The sequence below is a fragment of the Porphyromonas sp. HMSC065F10 genome (assembly GCF_001808555.1).
In the GTDB taxonomy this organism is placed as follows: Bacteria; Bacteroidota; Bacteroidia; order Bacteroidales; family Porphyromonadaceae; genus Porphyromonas_A.
The window spans coordinates 49,239-69,299 of sequence record NZ_KV793779.1 but is presented as its reverse complement, the minus strand read 5'-3'; the positions used below and the strand labels follow the sequence as shown (position 1 = coordinate 69,299).

Annotated in this window: 13 protein-coding genes; 8 read left to right on the top strand and 5 right to left on the bottom strand. The window is 52.6% G+C overall.

The genetic code is table 11. The features are described 5' to 3' along the window. The 5 genes from HMPREF2890_RS09175 to HMPREF2890_RS04295 all read right to left on the bottom strand — a co-directional run. Positions 1-202 (bottom strand): hypothetical protein (locus HMPREF2890_RS09175; protein ID WP_210394760.1); only part of this gene is annotated, 202 nt, incomplete at its 3' end. A 281-nt stretch (positions 203-483) separates the two neighbouring features. Beyond that, the gene (locus HMPREF2890_RS04310) at positions 484-2,991 is read right to left on the bottom strand and encodes a leucine-rich repeat domain-containing protein (RefSeq protein WP_070465923.1); all 2,508 of its coding nucleotides are present in this window, start codon (positions 2,989-2,991) and stop codon (positions 484-486) included. Between the two features lie 36 nt (positions 2,992-3,027). Continuing rightward, on the bottom strand, positions 3,028-5,217 hold the full coding sequence (locus tag HMPREF2890_RS04305) for a leucine-rich repeat domain-containing protein (RefSeq protein ID WP_070465921.1): 2,190 nt from the start codon (positions 5,215-5,217) through the stop codon (positions 3,028-3,030). Between the two features lie 184 nt (positions 5,218-5,401). Next, on the bottom strand, positions 5,402-7,108 hold the full coding sequence (locus HMPREF2890_RS04300) for an Ig-like domain-containing protein (RefSeq protein WP_070465919.1): 1,707 nt from the start codon (positions 7,106-7,108) through the stop codon (positions 5,402-5,404). A 152-nt stretch (positions 7,109-7,260) separates the two neighbouring features. After that, positions 7,261-8,847 carry a C10 family peptidase gene (locus tag HMPREF2890_RS04295; RefSeq protein WP_070465917.1) on the bottom strand — a complete coding sequence of 529 codons (1,587 nt, stop codon included), beginning with the start codon at positions 8,845-8,847 and terminating at the stop codon, positions 7,261-7,263. 598 nt (positions 8,848-9,445) lie between these two features. Between HMPREF2890_RS04295 and HMPREF2890_RS04290 the strand changes: the two genes are divergently transcribed. The 8 genes from HMPREF2890_RS04290 (at position 9,446) to cas2 (ending at position 19,844) form a co-directional block, all read left to right on the top strand. Further along, the gene (locus tag HMPREF2890_RS04290; RefSeq protein WP_070465914.1) at positions 9,446-11,491 is read left to right on the top strand and encodes a M13 family metallopeptidase; all 2,046 of its coding nucleotides are present in this window, start codon (positions 9,446-9,448) and stop codon (positions 11,489-11,491) included. A 329-nt stretch (positions 11,492-11,820) separates the two neighbouring features. After that, positions 11,821-14,103, top strand: a complete 2,283-nt coding sequence (locus tag HMPREF2890_RS04285) for a CRISPR-associated helicase/endonuclease Cas3 (RefSeq protein WP_070465912.1) — start codon at positions 11,821-11,823, stop codon at positions 14,101-14,103. Between the two features lie 33 nt (positions 14,104-14,136). After that, positions 14,137-14,838, top strand: coding sequence for a type I-C CRISPR-associated protein Cas5c (gene cas5c, locus HMPREF2890_RS04280; protein WP_070465911.1), 702 nt, complete (start codon positions 14,137-14,139; stop codon positions 14,836-14,838). Then, complete coding sequence (gene cas8c, locus HMPREF2890_RS04275) at positions 14,835-16,691, top strand: type I-C CRISPR-associated protein Cas8c/Csd1 (protein WP_070465909.1); 1,857 nt, start codon at positions 14,835-14,837, stop codon at positions 16,689-16,691. Before cas5c ends, cas8c begins: the two co-directional genes overlap by 4 nt. 5 nt (positions 16,692-16,696) lie before the next feature. Further along, positions 16,697-17,602 carry a type I-C CRISPR-associated protein Cas7/Csd2 gene (gene cas7c / locus HMPREF2890_RS04270; protein ID WP_070465907.1) on the top strand — a complete coding sequence of 302 codons (906 nt, stop codon included), beginning with the start codon at positions 16,697-16,699 and terminating at the stop codon, positions 17,600-17,602. 238 nt (positions 17,603-17,840) lie between these two features. Further along, complete coding sequence (cas4, locus tag HMPREF2890_RS04265) at positions 17,841-18,524, top strand: CRISPR-associated protein Cas4 (protein ID WP_070465905.1); 684 nt, start codon at positions 17,841-17,843, stop codon at positions 18,522-18,524. Then, positions 18,521-19,549 (top strand): type I-C CRISPR-associated endonuclease Cas1c, encoded by a 1,029-nt coding sequence (gene cas1c / locus HMPREF2890_RS04260; protein ID WP_070465904.1) that lies wholly within the window; start codon positions 18,521-18,523, stop codon positions 19,547-19,549. Before cas4 ends, cas1c begins: the two co-directional genes overlap by 4 nt. A gap of 4 nt (positions 19,550-19,553) precedes the next feature. Further along, positions 19,554-19,844 (top strand): CRISPR-associated endonuclease Cas2, encoded by a 291-nt coding sequence (gene cas2 / locus HMPREF2890_RS04255; protein WP_070465903.1) that lies wholly within the window; start codon positions 19,554-19,556, stop codon positions 19,842-19,844. Positions 19,845-20,061 lie beyond the last annotated feature (217 nt).

Sequence of the window (20,061 nt, the reverse complement as noted above, 5' to 3'; positions counted from 1 at the left end):
AGCTGTGAGCCCATTCCCCAAAAACGTCACCCCTGGGATTAGTTCCATTATCAATGTTTTTTGATATTATGTAGTTATCTTTGTCCCAGCTCGAAAGAGTTAGTTCGTCTCCACTCTGATGGGTGCAGTTGGATGCCCCTCCCCCGCTTATTCCGTGATTTAGGAACAGGCGGGGGTTGACTTTATGGGACAATAACCTCATCCACTCCTTTCACGCAGAAGATTACCAGGATGCCTTTGCTTTTCAGACGTGCAATGGCTCGGATTACCTTCGTGTCGACTTTCTCAAATTCCGAAGAGCACCAATTCTGTACCTTGCTTTTTATGGTGCCTATCTTAATCAACCCCTTAAAACCCCATTTCCACTTTTATCGGACAGCAATATATCCAGATCAGGGCAGTGAGTCTCGCAGCCTATAAGCGGAGGCGCTCCTGAAGAACTCAGAAGCGCCTCCGCAAACTAGTTGGGTGACCGTGGTCAGTTCATCGATCCTTGAAGAGACGGATCGTAAAGGAGTCGGTCAGCAGACCACCGGAGCCTACGTGTACCATTCCACGAGTGAAGTCAGCGGTGTACATCTTATTCTTATTATACTTAGTAGAAGTCAAGAAGTAGCCATCATGGTCATAATAAGGCTTGACCTCTACGGGAGCAAAGAAACCTGCGGCCGGGAAGATCCTTACCACGTCCTGCTCGGTGTTGCTGCTCCAGAAGTCAGGGGTGGCTATATCCTCCACCTCCCCGTTAAAAGTAGCTGGGAGTGGACGCGCTGTCACTCTGAGGTACTCCTCATCCGTATCTCCATCAGCAGTCTCGGTATAGACGTGCTCGTATCTCCAGGCAGAGAGGTACTCATTGGTATCATCCTTGTACCGGAGACCGTAGGCTACTAACTGATCCGTACTGTAGTAGTCAGACTTAAACTCACGAGGACTCTCACTCTGGGAGAGCTGAATCTCCTCCGTCTGATCCCTCTTAATAGAATTCTGGTTGAAGTAGACCTTAAACTTATTCATCGGGAAGATGGCACTGAACTCTGCTCTTGATGGCAAGTGATAGCCCTCAGGGAGGGTCATGTGAGTCACCTCATCATAGCTCAGGTACTCTTGCTGGCTCCACTTCTGTGTGGTATTGAATGTACCATCTGGCATGAGATTGTACTCTGCCACATATGCAAGGGCCGGGAGGGGCAGCTCAGTAGGCTCATCGGGAGTATCCGGAGCGAGAGGAGTGGTGTCCGGAGTCTCATCGCTTGTCTGGTAGACTGTCCATCCCTTATCTACAGCGATCATGTAGTCCGCCTTCTTCGATCCGGGATTACCGTAACTATAGATCGTGTACATCCAGCTATACCTCTTGGGAATAGTGGGCTGTCGTACGGAATCGTAGACACTCTCGAGAGACGACTTACTGAGATGACAGTCGCTTACGTTGACGATCATCAGAGACGGGTAGCCACCACTTGTCATAGAGAGTCGCTCAAGCGCCTTATTTCCTGACACATCGATGGCAAATAGTCCTGCTCTGGGGATGGTCAGCTCCTTCAGATCATTCTCTGCGATATAGAGCTCCTGTAAGTCACCAGACTCAGGCAGCGTAAGGGTCTCAGTAGAGCAGGTGTTGGCGGATAGGAAGGACAGAGCCTGACACTGTGAGAGGTCGAGGGTCTTGATCTCATTCATATCGACCGTTAGGGACTCTAGAGAGCGAGCCTTACGAGCATTGAGCGAAGTAATCCCCTGGTTGATGGCAACAAGGTCAGAGACCTCGCCATAGATTCGGAATGTGGAAGACTGGAGTCGCCACTCAGTAACCTGAGACTTCTTGTCGTCAGTAAAGGTGGTGACATACTCTCCTCTCTCACGTTTGCCATTATTATTGAGGTCGATCCAGACATGTCGACGGTCATTTACAAAAGCATCAATATTGAGCTTAATGACCTCACCTGCCTTCTTAGACGTGGAGATCTCGATAAAGCTTTGGTCCTCAGGTAGCGGTGCGACAGGCTCCTCATCCAGGAACTTGAGCTCGCTGCCATCCCACTCGGCATAGACATAATAGGCCTTACCTATAGCTAACCCAGCGCGCTCAGCCTTAGTCTCCGTAGAGTGGATGGACTGCTTGGTATCTGCATCGTAGGCGACCAGATAGCTCTCAGGACAAGTCTCAGAAGTCGGTCGGAACCAGAAGCCACCATAAGAGACCTCACCGGGGGCTATGCTGTAGACCGGATAGGTCACCTTGGTTCGGATCATGACAGGCTCGCTCTGTCGATCGAGGAGATCAATGTAGGGGAGATCGCCATTTCCGACAAAGGGTAGTAATCCTGTCTCATAGAATGGCTGAGACAGGTCCTTAGGCACCATCGCAAAGCCAGATAGGGTCAGCGGCTTATCAGAGCTATTCTTGACCACAATTGATGCAACGGATCCCAGATGCTCAAAGTGTCCCTTGAGCGATCGATCCTTGGACGTAATGCCCTTGATCTCACAGAACATCGGCAGTAGCTGATCCTCATTAGAGGACGTCTCAGTCAGCTCATACATTGTATGAGCATCCACCGCCATAAGGATCTTACCATTCCGTACCACGACATTGCGCCCGATGACAGCATAGAGGTCAAACGGGGCATCAATGTCTATGGTCTGCGGTACCGTGAAGTCCACCGTGGCACCCATGCCATCAGTGGAGACTGAGGTGGGAGCTACCATACCTCCATCGACCAGGACACCCTGCTGGTGATACACAAGTCTAATGGCAAAGGCATCCTTCTCCCACTTGAGGAGGATATCGTCCGAATTGAGATCCCTGACAATAGATCTCGTACTGCCACTCATCGGCGGGGCGACACTGAGGGTAAAGGCTCGCTCGGGAGACAGTGAAGTACTCTCAGGATCTGATATAGAGACTGTCTTGTCACAAGAGAATAGTCCGAAAAGCGCCAGCAGGCAGCTAAAGGATAAGAATAAGTGTTTGGTATTGTGATTCATGGAATAATCCTGTCTTTAAATAATCAAAGCATACAATTACCACTTCTCGCCATCTAGCTTCGGGCGATCGATATGGTTGTCTCCCTTATCGCGCTCGATATCGACCTTCCAGTTCTTATCCTGGGCCGGGACAATATCGACAACTGTAGCACCTGGGTTGCGACCTAGGAATAGCTTACCGGGGATCTTAGCGTCCACCTTAGGAAGAGAGGTGATAACACTAGCTAATGCCTCCTTAGACATACGATTGCCGATCAGCTCCAGGTAGGAGAGACTAGTAAGAGACTTGATGTCGAGCTCAAAGAGATTATTGTCAGAGACGATCAGAGTCCTCAGCTTAGTGCATGCTGTGAGATCCATAGCCTCGATGCCGCAACCTCGAGCATTCAGATAGACGAGATTGGGGTTGTGAGCGAATCCTCCCTTCACCTCGGAGATACCGGACTCGGACATATCGAGCACCTTCAGACTTGGATACTCACTGAGTATAAAGGGGAGCATATCTGTCCTGAAGTTGTTATCGGAGACGTCCAGATACTCCAGATCCTTCATCCCACTGAGAAGGAAGGCGGCAGCGCCGTTGGCAGAGATATCTACATACTTGAGAGAGTTGAGGTTACTCTCCACGAGTGCCAGGATACCGCTCTCCGGAGCAGATAGTGCAGTGATCTTACCGTAGATTACCACATTATTACCACGTCGAGGTAGGACCATCATCTGGTCGGCATCCAGACCAAAACTCGTCACTTCCTCTCCCTTCTCCTTGATACCGTTGCCATTGAGGTCGACCCACACGTCTTTCCTGTCGGCAGGCTCGGCATCTACATTTAGGTAAAGGTTTCCACTTGCTCCTCCCATCCATAGATTGACAAAGGGTGCATCCTTGTGCAGAACAGGGATATCCACGGACCAATCCTTCTGGAACGCAATGCTCAGATCGCAAGTTTCAGTACCTGGGTTGTCTGTCAGAGAGAGCGTCTTGGGGGCGACCTGACTGATCTCCACATGGTGAATATCAGGGAGATCGCTCATCATCAGATCCAGAGCTTCCTTGCTCAGAAGATTGCCACTAACACTGAGCGACGTCAGGAGGTCCTGGTTGTAGAGCCGGATAGAGGTGATCTGACTATCCCTCACTCTTACCGTCTCCGCCTTACCGTATATGGTGATGGTGGGGCTATCAACGACCTTAGGATAAAAGTCGTAGGACTTATCGATCTCCTCGCCCTCATCCTTGACGCCATTGTCATTCAGATCCACAAAGGCATCAGCAAGATCAGCGTAGCCAAAGTAGGAGTAGATCTGTATCGTCTCTCCCTTGGGGATCTTGGTAGTGAAGGTAATCCTGGGTACCTCTGACTTAATAGGCTCTCCCGTCTGGTCCGTCAGCTGTACCCCCCTGGGTAGTAGATTGCAGTAAGTATGGTAGGCGTGTCCTACTTTGATCTGCTCTGCACCCGATGAGACATAAGCCTCACTAACGAACTCTCCGCGGGAAAGGACATCATTGTAGTAAATGGCAGCCTTCCCATACCTAGCTTCAGGTCGGGGGACAAACCAATTGACAAAGTCAACGGTCTGACCTTGCTTCACAGGACGACTATAGAAGTTGTCTCTCTTGAGTATAGCCTCGTAGACAACCTCGCCAGAGGAGAGATCCAGGAATGGAGTCGATACATTGCTCTGGAGGTACTCCATATTATATGCCCATGGAAGCTGTGGCGCAAAGCCATTAGTTGCATCCGTGAGACATACATCCGTCTTACCCTTAGGGCGATCTACTCCTGAGTTATTTGTGGCATGGATCACCTGGTAGGTACCGATGTGGCTAAAGGTGACCGAAATAGTCTCTACCTTCCTATCCGCAGATGTGAACTCGTCCAACCGGAAGTAGAGAGGGGGACGCATCTCATCCAGAGACAGCTGGCGAGAGGGAGTGATATTGAATAGTACTCGATCCTTATCTATAATAAAGTGCTCAGGCTCACTAGTCACACGATCATCACCATCCCTCATCCCGGTATACCCAATCAAAGTCATCGGCTTAGAGAGATCCACCTGGTCGGGAAGAGTAATCTCAAAATTGCACTTCTTACCATCAGCACCGAAGCTGCTAGGCATGGTTTTCAGGACGAAGGTGGTATCAGCCTGCGAGACAAAGATCAGCACCTTATCATCCTTAGTGAAGAGGATCTCAAGATCCCTTGAGCCCTCCTTAGGTGACATAAATGCTCTGGTAGAGAGCAGAGGTGCTTCTGCACTAAAGCTAATCGTCCTCTCCTGTGGATCCGTTGTCGGATCAAGAGGTCTCAAGTCAGCCCTTTGGCACCCTGCAAGAGCGACAAAGAGAAGGATCAGAGGATAAAGTATATGATTATTTTTCATTTTGACACTATTTCAATCCTATGAGTTAGAGATCCTGGCCAGGTACGTCTGCGGCATCACCGCTGATGACTGTGATCTCACAACGAGCAGTGAGCATGCTATCCTTGACACGGGCAGTGATCGTCGCGGTTCCCTTAGAGATGGCTTTCACGAGACCAGTCTCATCTACGGTAGCGACAGAGGGGTTAGAGCTGCTCCAGGTCACAGCAGGAGTAGGAGCACTGCTCGGTGCACTGATGGCAGTCAGCTTCGTCTGATCTCCCTCCTTCATACTGAGATTACCATACGAGATGGAGATCGTCTCGATAGCGGGAGGATTTACAGTGACAGACATTGTCGTCTCCTTCTTCCTGTCCTTTGTAGCAAAGTGGATGACTGTATGTCCCACCTTCTTACCAAAGATAACATTGCGCTTATCATAGACGATGGCCTCAGCGATAGAGGGGTCCTCGGACCAGATATCCACCTCAGCGTTGGATGCATTGAGAGGAAGGACCTCCAGGTTGTAGCCTCTTATGTAGCCTACCGTCACAGACATCTCTGCAGGGGTTACCCGTATAGTCTTGACCGTGCGATCAATCACCTTGATACGGCATGTGCCCTTCTTGTAGGTCCTCTCGTCCCTTACTGAGATCGTTGCCTCTCCGGGAGCGATAGCGGTAACCATACCGGATCGTGATACCGTCGCAATATTGGTATCGGATGAGCTCCAGGTCAGGGCTGCACCTGATCCGTCGGTCACTCTCAGCTGCGCAACATCAGAGGTGTAGAGCGTTACGGTCTCCTTATCCAGGGTCAGGGGATCAGTAGGTATTTCCTTCACGCTCAGTCGGCACTCTGAGGACTGCCCATACTTGACATCCTTGACCGTAATTACTGTCTCACCTACCTTCAGAGTAGTTACCACTCCATTCTCGTCCACAGTAGCGACGGACTCATCGGAGGAGGACCAGGTAAGGTTGCGTCCCTGGCCATTCTTTACCTTGAAGCGATAGGTCTGGGTGATTACCAGCTCTAGAGAGCTCTTGCCGAGGGAGATCTGGGGCATGGGCTTCAGCTTCACAGTAACGTGACACTTTACCGCCTCACCCAGAGCTGTCGTGGCGATGATATCGACCTCGCCGGGAAGAATAGCAGTTACTAATCCCTTAGCGTCCACCTTCGCAATCGTCGGATCAGATGAGGACCAGGTAATGAGTCGCTTTGCAGGATCGTTTACCTCTATCTGCACAGACTCACCCTCGATCACATCCAAGCTCTCAGGTATAAGAGAGAAAGCTGCCTTGACGACCACCATACACTCGGCCTTCTCGCCATTACTCAAGGATGCTGATATAAGAGCTTCACCTGGAGCAATGGCCTTGATGATACCCATAGAGGTCACCGTGGCCACTGACTCATCGGAGGACTTCCAGGTGAGAGACCGCTCCTGCAGAGTAGCGGGTCCCACATGAGGCTCAAGGGCGAACATTTCGCCGACTAGCAAACTCTTTTCCTTGGTGTCAAAGGTGACGAAGCCACTCTTGGGGTCATAGACCTTCAGGTCGACAGAGGAGGACTTCCCCTTAGCTGTGACCGTGATCATCACATCACCGGGACTAAGAGGACTAACCACACCCCGATCGTCGACAGTAGCTATCTCAGGATCGGAGGTGGTCCACTTGACCTCTCCTAGAGTTGCATCACTTGGTGTGCAGGAGTACGTAATCCTGACCTCCTGACCTACAGCCACTTCAGAGGGTGTGGTCTCAGAGTCTATTGAAATTGCTTCCAGAGGCACACAAGGTGCGTCGCTGTCCTCGAAGCATCCGCTAAGAGTAAAGGCGACTAGGAATAAGGTGAGTATATAATGGATATTATGTTTCATAGTGATTCTGTCCTGCTTTATTTCACAATGATGGCGTAGTCCTCCACTTCTCCATTGACAACAATCTTCTGTGGGGATGGTGCACCATCCAGAGACATCATGACCCTTACCCTGTGAGGACCATCAGAGATCACATCGGGGATATCAAAGGATCCTGCGACAACACTCGTCACCTCATCATGACGAGCCACCAACTCATAGTCGGCGAAGTATCCGTCGTTATCTACATCCATCCAGATATAGATCCAGAGAGGTTGCTCCTCACTTGTGAAAGTGGGACTCACCATGTAATCAATGGTGTCCCCTCTCTTACCTGTCATCAGCTGCTTCGTAAAGTCACTATAGCCGTCAGGACCCGAAGCAGTCTCACGCCCGGCAATTCTCGTAAAGGACAGGAAGGCTCTCAGCTGTGAGAGACCATAGACGGGACTGTAGACCACCTCGTTAGTAGGTGTGTCGTATATCTCATCGACGGGATCAGTATCCTCTCCGGCAGTCGTGAGCGGAGGACGGAAGTTGATCATCATATGGTGATTCATATTAAATCCACCGGCTCCTCCACCGGCACCCAGTGCCTCCGGACTCAAGGCATCGATAAGGAACCAACCGTCGGACATACCACCCCACCCCCAGTTGACGTGGAAGTAGTTATTATCCGTGTAGCCGTCCAGCACGAATGCGTGTCCGCCACCCTTGCCCTGACCGCCATAAAGGACTGGGTGTCCCTTATCCAATTCGCTCTTCACAACAGGCAGCCACTCGTCGGTAGGCGTGCTCATTCTCTGGAGTACATACATATCCTTAGGATACCCATAGTGACGATGGAGAGCAGACGGCACATCAAACATCAGTGCTCCACTGGACGGACCGAAAGCCATATTCATCGATATTGCCAGTCCGTAAAAGAAGCGTGCCACAGTAGGATTAGGCTCAGTATTGATGAGCGGCATCGCGTCCCAGTCAATGTTGTAGTCGTAGTTGTGCTCCACATAGCCCAAGTTACGATCTGTGTATCCATACACACCCACAGCCTTGTCCGGGTAGGACCAAAACTTCATTATCTGACCTGTAGCCACAGCAAGACACCCAATGGCTATCTGAGGCGGCAGCTTACCGCCTGTGATACGATCCTGATCCCACCGTGTGCGGAGCATCATAGGGACGACGACCTTTCCTTTGCCCCTGACAGTTTCTCCCTTGTCAATGTAAGGGTCCTTCTCATTTGGGTCATTAGCAAGCAGGACCCTCCTCGCATCACCTATCTGATCACTGAGAGTACCGAGATAGGAGATCATATTCTGATTCCTAGAGTCAAAGTTGTTCTCCAATGAGTACCCCAGCACAGGGTGGGCCAGCCTGGTAGCGGAGACGATCACAAAGCCCCCCTTCTCGAGTCCGTAAACGTAGTAGGTCGGCTGACCAGCCTCGTCACTACTATTTTGCAGAGACTTATCGTCCGAGAGGAGAGAGAGTCTTAGGTCATCCATAGATCGGAGATCAGATGACCTGAGAAAATCTCTGGCGATAGTCTCAGCCTCTGTGACCTCTATGAAATAGGGGTCATCAGGTACCTGCTCGGTACCCGTAGGTGATGCTTGCTGCATACAACTCTGGAGGGACAGCATTACAGCGCCCAAGCATGTCGCAGCGAACAAGGTAAAAAGATGTCGCTTCAGCATAATAACAATTAGTGTTATGAAAGGTTTGGAAATAATTCCTACTTATCACCTGCCCCCATTCACTTCACCCTCCACTCAAAACTACAAACAAAACCCATCGAAACGTATCCTTTTCAATCAATTTAACTCTCTCTCAACAGGAAATTTCTCTACACTGGGACCTATAACCATCAATATTGTTAACCAAACCTTACAGATCCAAGCCCTCTGCCACTCCACTCAAAAGCTACGCAGACCGTTTGACTAACTCCCTGACCTTAGTTATTGAGCGATCGCATCGATGAGGTGATTACGCCCTCTGACTAATACCGGATATATAATCAGCCAACCGCTTTACATTGATAACCAGTCTACTGAAGATCTATCTATTTAGCACCAAGATCAAGGTCGTGAGGTCCTCCGACTTATCCGGGTAGACTCTAATGCGTTTGACCGTTAGTCAGTTGTAGATGTAATGCTTCCAAGCACAAAATTTCCTACCTTTGTCGAAAAGACAAAATCACTCAACAAATAACTACATTGTATGAAAAAAGGTATTGTACCATCCGCCGTGGCGATGGCCCTTCTGGCTGTAAGCACTATCGGCTGTGACGGAAATAAGAAGACAGAGGACTCTGCGGCAGCAGAAGAGGTGCCGGCCATCGACACGCTCGCCATGGATCGCACGGTCTCTCCGCGAGAGAATTTCTTCCTCTACGCTAATGGCGGCTGGATGAAGGCTCACCCGCTCACCCCCGAGTACTCTCGCTTTGGTGCTTTTGATGAGCTGTCTCTCAAGTCTGAGGTGGCGGCACACGAGATCATCGAGAGCCTGAAGGACGCTGCGGAGGGCACGGATGAGGCCAAGGCGTACCTCCTCTACGCACTCAGCACCGACTCCGCTAAGCTGGAGTCCGATGGAGCCAAGCCGATCCTCGCTGACCTCGCAGAGATCGACGCTCTTGCCGACAAGGACGCGCTCGTTGACTACATAGCGAAGTCCGACAACCAGGGCGGTGGATCGTTCTTCAACACCTTTGTTGCAGCGGATGAGAAGAATAGCGATGTCAATATCCTCAATCTCTACCAGGCAGGGCTCGTGATGGGCGTACCGGACTACTACTCCGATGAGGCCGCCTATAAGGGCAATCAGGAGGCCTACCGCACCTACTTTACCCGCGTCTTTGACCTCGTCGGGATGGAGGAAGCTTCAGCGCAGGCTGATCGACTCTTTGGCTTAGAGAAAGGTCTCTCCAAGATCCTCTACACGATGGTCGAGCTGAGAGACAGTCAGCGGAATTACAATAAAATGTCTCTCGAGGACTTCTATGCTCAACACACTTTCCCCTGGAAGCGCTACATCGATGGTCGCGAGGGTTACGAGTCGGTCAAGGAGCTGAATGTCGCACAGAAGGACTACTTTGACCGCTTTGATAAATGGTTTGCTGCCACCTCGCTGGAGGATCTGAAGCTTTTCCTCAAGGGACAGCTCATTGATGGTGCCAGCGATCTCCTCAGCAACGATTTCCGCGAGGCAGCCTTTGCGCTCCACGGTAAGTCGATCGCCGGCAAGGAGGAGATGAAGCCCCTCTGGAAGCTGGGCGTCAATCGCGTGGACAACTGCCTTGGTGACGTGATCGGCAAGCAGTATGTCGCCAAGTACTTCCCCCCGGAGGCGAAGGCGCGTATGACAGAGCTGGTAAACAATCTGGTCTCGGCACTCAGCTTCCGCATCGACAACCTCTCCTGGATGACCGCTGCAACTAAGGAAAAGGCGCAGGAGAAGTTGGGTGCCTTCACCGTCAAGATCGGCTACCCCGACAAGTGGCTCACTTTTGAGAAACTGAATACCACCAATGAGTCACTCTATGCCTACAGCAAGGAAGTAGGCGCCTTCCTCACCCGTCGCAACACCGCTGACCTCGAGAAGCCGGTTGATCGCAACCGCTGGCTGATGAATGCTCATCAGGTGAATGCTTACTACAATCCGACAACCAACGAGATCTGCTTCCCCGCAGGGATCCTGCAGCCACCTTTCTTCAATCTCAACGCAGATGATGCAGTCAATTATGGCGCCATCGGTGTCGTGATCGGTCACGAGATGACCCACGGATTTGACGACCAAGGCTGCAACTACGATGCTAAGGGCAATATGGAGAATTGGTGGACGGAAGAGGATCGGAAGACCTTCGATGCTGCCACCCAGAAGCTTGCCGCTCAGTTTGATTGCGTAGAGGTAGCGCCCGGACTGATGGCCAATGGTCAGATGACTCTCGGCGAGAACATCGCCGACCAAGGAGGACTCCTCGTTGCCTACGATGCTATGGTCAATGCCACCGAGGGTAAGGAGTACCCGGAGATCGATGGGCTCAGCCGTGACCAGAGATTCTACCTCGGCTATGCCCGCGTATGGGGACAGAATATCCGTCCTGAGGAGATCATCCGTCGCACTAAGACGGATGTCCACAGTCTCGGGAAATTCCGCGTCAATCAGACTCTGAAGAACATCGACACCTTCTACACCGCATTTGGTGTCCAGGAGGGAGACTCTATGTACATCGCCCCTGAGGAGCGTGTCGTGATCTGGTAATCCACGCGCCCAATAGTAATTAAGGAGCGAGAGGGTGTCACGCTGATGAGCGTGGCACCCTCTCGCTCTCTTATGCTACGGAACAAAACACGCGCTCCCCGCATAGCGGAGAGCGCGATAGGGACTATGAATCATCCCAAAAAGCATAGTTTCAATTCAAGGTCATAAGACCTAAGTCCGAAGCCAATTGCTACGACGCAACTAAAGTAAGGAAACCAATAGATCTTTGCAAATAAAACTGTGGTCAAAGAAAAAAACGAGAGAAAGCCTTGCATGAATGTAATAAAGTCGTAAATTTGCCTCATACCTTCTATGCATTTTGATCTTATATGGAACCACATATAGCTCATATCCGAGAAGAGGAAAAGGGATGCTTTGCAGAGCAAAGCATTGAGGAGCACTGCCTTAACGTGGCAAGACTAGCTCGAGAGTTGACATACGAGGACGAAGACTCCTGTGGGCTGAAAGACTTAGCTTACAATGCCGGTCTACTTCACGACTTCGGGAAGTACAGACCGGACTTCCAGAGATACATCCTCGCTGCTTCCGGAGCTAACCAGTCCGGCAAGGTGCCTCCCAAGGCACCGCACGCCATAGTGGGTGCCATAGAGGCACGGCGACTATTTGACGACCCCATGATTGCAGAAACTCTTGCCTACTGCATCAGCGGGCATCATCGCGGACTCTACGACCATAATGAAATGGAGAGGCGGCTGCGCCACGGGGAGCATAAGAGATGGTGCGATGCGTGTGAGAAGCTCACAAGCGCTGAGAATCTCGAGACGGCCGATTGTGACGATGTGGACGAGCCCGACGATCTCCAGATGGCGATCCGCATGCTCTTCTCCGCACTTGTAGACGCCGACCGACTGGACACCGAGCGATTTATGACTCCGGATCTCAGTGCGGAGAGATTACGGATAAAGGACAACTACGCTTCTCTCAGTACCCTCCGAGAGCGACTGAGAGCGAAGACAGAGAGCTTCAGCTCTGCTCCCGACACGCCTGTCAATCGGGCGCGAGCATACTTCTTAGAGAGCTGTCGGACACACGGTGCAGAGAGTGATCCGGGCATCTACACCCTCTCGCTCCCCACCGGGGCGGGTAAGACCATCTCCTCCATGGCGTGGGCGCTTGAGATGGCGATCCGCAACCACCACGACCGGATCATCTACGTTATCCCCTACACCTCTATCATCACTCAGACGGCGATGGTCTTCAGAGAAATCTTTGGCGAAGAGAATATCCTGGAGCACCACTCCGAGGTCGTGGTGGAGCAGCAGGGCGAGGATGATAAAAGCGATGAGCAGATGTCCCGACTGAAGTTCCTCACGGAGAATTGGGATGCCCCCATCATCCTGACGACAAATGTCCAGTTCTTTGAGAGCCTCTTTGCCTCCAAGCCCGCCAAGTGCCGTAAGGTACACAGCATCGCCAACTCTGTCATCGTTATGGATGAGGTGCAGGCTCTTCCGGAGAGCTTCCTGAGTCCCATACTCTCCGCCATAAGTACGCTCTCCGGGGCATTTCACTGCTCCATACTCTGCTGCAGTGCCACTCAGCCGGTATACGACGAGGACTTGAACTCGCCAAATACTAAAGGGGAAAAATATCCCCCTCTTGTCATCAAGGGCGACCTAGTGCCGAGAGAGGCGAGGTACTTTGCTCCATTTGACCGTGTCGACTACCACTTGGAGCCACAGATGGTGACCTCGCAGGAGCTGGCCGAGAGACTCGCTGCAGAGCACTCCGTCCTCTGCGTTGTCAACAGCCGAAAGGACGCAGGTCAAGTGTACCGCGCCCTTAGAGATCTACCTAAGGTCAATGTGGGCGAGATGATCCACCTCTCACGGTCGATGTGCTCTGCACACCTACGAAAGGCGATCGAGACGATCAAAGAGCGAATGAGAGAGGGGGAGCCGACTAAGGTCATCTCTACGCAACTCATCGAGGCAGGGGTTGACCTCGACTTCCCCTGCGTCTGGAGAGCCCACTCCGGACTCGGCTCGATCATACAGGCGGGCGGACGATGCAATCGCGATGGGAAAATGGAGCAGCGAGGTCAGGTCTTTGTCTTCAGCCTCACTGATGGCAGTAGGCCCTTCGGCAACATAGCCAGAGGATGCAATGCGACCAAGATGCTACTTCACAATCTATCAAATAAGATAACCGACCCGACCGATCCAGAGGTGATCGCCAAGTATTACCGCCTGTACTTTGAGGATATCCCAGACTTCGACACAGAGGGGATTGGGAAAGATCTGACAGACGACCCTGAGGACATTAATTTTGAGTCCGCAGCCGAGCGATTTAAGCTTATTGATGATGAGGGGACATTCCCAGTCATCGTTCCCTATATGGAGGAGGGCAAGGAGCTGGTCAGGAAGATCCGCAGCCATGAGACCCTATCGCGGGAAGACTACCACCGGATGCAGGAGTACAGCGTCTCTCTCCGGCAGGGTGACTACACCACCCTACTCGGCCATGGCAATATTGAGCAGATCCCGTGGGGCGAGGACTTCATCTCGGTCTTGGTGGACGACGACTGCTACGATAGTGTAGCCGGAGTAGTCATCTCCAACCACTGGGTTGAGGAGACACAGACCGCATAAGAGTATAACTACTAATCACAATACTGCTAATCTATGACAGAAAAACCAATACCCAAGGAGTATTGCCTCGAGCTGAGTGGAGACTTCGCCTGCTTCACTCGTCCGGAGCTGAAGGTGGAGCGCGTCAGCTATGACGTGATCACCCCCTCGGCTGCACGCAATATCTTCCAAGCCATCCTCTGGAAGCCGGCCATACGCTGGGAGGTGAGCCGTATTGAAGTACGGAAGCCGATCCGACACATCTCCGTCAAGCGCAACGAGGTAGGAGCTCTGGCACGCCCCGGAGGTAGGGAGATACTTATCGAGGAGGCTCGTCAGCAGAGGACCTCCTACATCCTCAAGGACGTAGAGTACAGGATCTTTGCTCGGCAGCTCTTCATCCCCGTTTCCGACCGCCCCGAGGAGGCGAGACGAGACTTTGAGTCAAGGAGCGAGGTCGAGAAGCAGTCCGAGTGCCCAGGCAAGTACCAGGGGATGTTTGAGCGCCGTGCCTCAAAGGGGCAGTGCTTCACGATGCCCTACTTAGGGTGTCGTGAGTTCAGCTGCCACTTTCGCTACATTCCCGATGCCCCTCACGGCGAGGGCATTGATGAGACTAGGGATCTCGGGCTGATGCTGTATGATATGGACTTTGAGAGCAACCCGAAGAGCCCCGAAGCGATGTTTTTCCGCGCCCGGATGGATCACGGTGTGATCGAGGTCCCGGAGCCCAATAGCGAAGAGATACTGCGATGATACTACAGTCACTATACGAGAGGGACAAAGCGCTGGGGGAGAAGCTGCCGGACGGCTTTGTTAAGAAAGAGATCCCCCTCATCATCGTGATCGACCCGGCTGGTAACTTGGTGCTGGTAAAGGGACTTGAGGACGGAGCTAAGCAGCAAGGGGAGTCTTATATTATCCCCACTCCCGTGACCAGGACCTCCGGGGTGTCTCCCAATCTCTTTTGGGATCACTATGGCTATGTACTGGGTCTCGCCAAGAAAGAGAGCGAGAAAGAGTGCGCTAAGTCAAGGAGGCAGATGGATTCCTTTGTAGAGCAAGTCAGGCAGTTTGCCGAGAAATTTCCATCCAACCCGGTCTTCCAGGCGGTGAAGGCCTTCTACGACAAGGAGGAGTACCACAAGATCACACAGGACGAAGATCAGGTAGCTGCCATCACCAAGAAGCCGGGAGCAAATATGACTTTCCTCGTCTCCTTCCCCGGTGGCAGTGACCGACTTGTCACTGATGAGCAGGATCTCAAGGACTACCAGAGCGCTCACTACTACGCTGGTCAGACCGATGGTGAGGAGGCTGTCTGCCTGATCACAGGACACAAGGGGCCCATCTCCAGGCTTCACCCGGGGATCAAGCTGAGTGGGATGCCACTCTCGCTCGTCAATTTTCAAGTCAATAGTGGATACGACTCCTATGGCAAGTCTCAGGCATACAATGCTCCTGTCTCACCGCAAGCCGCTGAGGGGTACGCCAGTGCACTCAACGATCTGCTTGGTAAGGACAAGGACACGAATTACTTCCTTGCCGGTATTACCTATGTCTTTTGGACCAGCCACACAGACGAGGACAAGCTGGCAAGCGACTTCAAGTCGGCCACTTTTAGCCCTCCTTTAGCACCTAAGGAGGAGGACGGGAAGAAAAGGAAGCCCACTAAGGGCAAGGGGAAAACCCCCTTACAGATTGACCGAGCGAAGTGCAAGAAGGTGCTGAGCACCCTTCGAGCCATTAGAGGGGATAAGAATGCACTACCACAGCGTGAGTCTGAGGAGCGCTTTTACCTCCTCGCTCTGGAGCCGGGGAGAGGTCGGATATCGGTCAAGCTCTTCGTTGAGGGGACGATACGGGAGATCTTTGCCCATACCCTCCGGCACCTTGAGGATCTCAAGATCTATGGGAGAGAGGTGCAGAGGATGGACGATGACCCCGCCATACCCTCTCTCTACGTACTCGTCGGGGCACTCATGCCGGCTGCCCTCAAGGCGGATAAGTGGCCCAAGCGCCCCATCGAAGCACTCGTGAGGAGCATCACCACCGGAGCGCCCTACCCCACGGACCTCTACACCTCCTGCCTACAGCGCATTAAGGCTGAGCGAAACGTCTCCGAGCTGCGTGCTGCCTACATCAAGGGCTACATCAATAGAGACTACCGGTACAAGCATCATACAGAAGAAAATATAATCACTATGTCACTCGACAAAAACCAAACCAACAAGGGATATCTCGCCGGACGGCTCTTCGCCGTACTTGAGTCTCTCCAGCAGATCGCCAATAGTAAGGCGACCATCACCGACAGCTACTTCGGCAACGCCATGACCTCGCCGGCAGCTGTCTTCCCATACCTCATCAGGCTCTCCATACACCACCAGAAGAAAGCGAAGCGGGATAATCCCGCCCTCTACACCATCTGTGCCAAGCAGCTGGACGAGATCACGGCGCTGCTGAGTGGAGATGAGCCCCCCTATCCCACGCACTTCACACTGGAGGAGCAGGGATTCTTCAGCCTCGGCTACTACCATCAGAAGCAGTACCACTACTCATCCAAGGAAGAGAAAGAAGCAATAGATAACAACTCATCAGAAGAAGACTAATCATTATGTCAACAAAAGAACCAGTAAAAAACAGGTATGACTTCGTCTACCTCTTTGACGTCACGGACGGCAACCCCAATGGTGACCCTGACACCGGCAACCTCCCTCGGATTGACATCGAGACCGGTCACGGGCTGGTCACCGACGTCTGCCTAAAGCGCAAGGTCCGTAACTATGTCCTCCTTGCCTCCGAGGAGCGCGAGGAGCTGAGAGACGGCACACACGACATCTTTGTGATGGAGAATGCGATCCTCAATGACGCCATCGCAGATGCGGTAAAGCAGGTTACCGAGGACAAGCAGACCAAGAACGCACAAGACCGTCAGAAGTCCCAGGAGATTATGTGCCGGCGATACTACGACATTCGCACTTTCGGTGCAGTCCTCACCACCGGAGCCAATGCCGGTCAGGTCCGTGGAGCGGTACAGATGACCTTCTCTCGATCCATTGACCCCATCACCTCGAGCGAGCATACCATCACGCGCATGGCTGCTACCGACGCCAAGGAGGCTAAGACAAACGAAGCCGCAGATGATGGCGGTGGAAACCGGACTATGGGGCGCAAGGCGACGGTACCCTACGGACTTTATCTCTGCCACGGCTTCGTCACCACCGCTTTTGCTCAGAAGACAGGATTTACAGCGGACGATCTGGCACTCTTCTGGGAGGCACTCCACCGGATGTTTGATGTTGATCGCTCCTCCTCTCGCGGGCTTATGGGGCCGAGAGGTCTTTATATCTTCCGCCACGACTCGAAGCTGGGCAATGCCTCGGCACAGGATCTCTTCGACAGGATCAGGGTGGAGAGACAGACTGACCTCCCGAGGTCCTTCGCCGACTACAGAGTGACTATTGATGACAGCAATATGCCGGAGGGCGTCACTCTGATCCGTGAGATAGATGCTAAGTAAAGCCCACTTCACTAATTACTGACAACCAACCATGACACCCCCTGCACTCCCATCTCCACTCACTCGAGGAGGATCGTGCATGGGGGTGTCTTATTTTTCCCATCGGCCGGCTCAGACTAATATCGGTATTAGTGAAGTCTAATATCGGTATTAGGAGATTCTTTTACCGGTATTAGTGAAGTCTAATATCGGTAAAAGAATTGCCCCTCGGCCACAGTCCATTACTCTTGGTTCCCAAATGCACTCACCCACCTCCCTCTACTCCGACGAGGACTGCCTGATGATCTCCGCCATCCAGCACTATGTCTTCTGCCCCCGACAGTGGCAGCTGATCCATATGGAGATGGAGTGGCAGGACAATGACCTCACAGCCCTCGGGCAGATCCTCCATCATCGAGTTGACGACCCCGATCTACCACAGCAGAGAGGGGAGACGATCACCCTGAGGAGCGTACCTCTGGTCTCACACAGGCTGGGGCTCTATGGAGTCTCCGACATCGTGGAGCTGACCCCGACCGAGGGGGAGACCTACCTTCGTCACCCTCGCTACCCGGGTCGATGGCAGGCGACACCTGTGGAGTACAAGAGAGGCCGACCCAAGCGACACAACGCAGACAAGCTGCAGCTCTGCGCCGAGGCTCTCTGCCTGGAGGAGATGTATGGCATCACCATACCGACCGGCTACCTCTACTATGGAGAGACCAAGCATCGACTCGAGGTGCCACTCACAGAGACCCTGAGGTCGGAGCTGGTGGAGACGGTGAGGGAGATGCATCGGCTCACAGAGGTGGGAGGCACCGCTCCGCCTATCTATGACCAGAGGTGCCGACGATGCTCTCTTCGCGATCTCTGCCTACCTGAGCTGTCACAGCGGACTGATGTACGTACCTACTACCACACTCACCATATCCACCTCCCATGAGACCTCTCCTAAATACCCTTTACGTCCTCACTCCTGACGTCTATATCCGTAAGGATGGGCTCAATGTGGTGATCCTTAGGGAAGACAAGGAAACCTTCCGGATCCCGATCATGAATCTGGAGAGCATTGTCTGCTTCAATTACATGGGTGCCTCACCCGGGGTGATGAAGCTCTGTGTGGACAACCATGTAGCCCTTTCTTTCCTGACCCCTCACGGTCAGTTCATCGCCTCCATATCCGGACCGATAAGGGGAAATGTGCTGCTACGACGAGTCCAGTATCGTGTGGCGGACGATGAGGGGAGCGCTGCGCACATAGCTTCTCGATTCATTGCCGGCAAGGTCTACAATGGTCGTGCGGCTCTGTCGCGCTTCTGCAGAGATCACAAGCCTGAGGGAGAGACGCTCGAGGAGCTCCGTCGTGTCCTGCGCGAGCTGCGCAAGACCGTATCGGACCTTCCCCGGCTGACTTCCCGAGACTCGATCATGGGGGCTGAGGGCAATGCTGCACGACTATACTTTGGGGTCTTCCGTCATCTTATTCTAAATGACCGATTTACCTTTAGCGAGAGGAGCAAGCGACCGCCTAAGGATGAAGTGAATGCCCTGCTCTCCTTTTTCTACACCCTCCTCGCCTCCGACGTGAGGAGTGCCCTCGAGACAGTTGGTCTGGATCCTTATGTGGGATTTCTCCATAGTGACAGGCCCGGCAGACCTGCACTGGCGCTGGACCTGATGGAGGAGATGAGGGTCTACCTTGTGGACCGATTTGTCCTTTCCTTGATCAATAACCGACAGGTAGCCCCCTGGGACTTTATCGTACAGGGGGAGAATGGATTTCTCCTCAAGGACGAGAAGCGGAAGGAACTGCTCACCGAGTGGCAGAAGCGTAAGCGGACAGAGATCACTCACCCCTACCTCGGGGAGAAGATGCCGATCGGCCTACTGCCCTACATTCAGGCGACACTCCTCGCCAGATATCTGCGGGGTGAGATCAATGATTACCCCGCCTTCCTCATGACCTAAGCCTATGTATATCCTTATCACTTACGATGTCAGCACCACAGATGCTACGGGACGGAGGAGACTGCGTCAAGTGGCAAAGACCTGCCAAGACTATGGTCAGAGGGTGCAAAACTCGGTCTTTGAGTGTCTGGTAGACCCGGCTCAGAAAGTTCTCCTGATAGAGAGGTTAGTCAGTATCATCGATGAGACACGGGATAGCCTGCGGATCTATCATCTCGGAAAGGACTACAAGGCCCACATAGAGAGCTATGGGAGGAAGACAAGTTACGAGGCGGAGGGAGAGCTGATCATCTGACAGGAGGGCTGATCGTAGCCTGCGAGGGGGAAGTGATCAACCATCAGCGAGACACTCGCAAGCGCTCATAGACATACGATTACATAAATTTAGGTGCCAAAAGAACCGAGCAGAAGGGATAATTTGAGTACCTTCGCAAAAGCAGGTCTGTAGAGGTAGCCCCACAGCCGCCTCCCCACACCTGCAGTCGCACCCCTCGCGGGTGCGTGAATTGAAA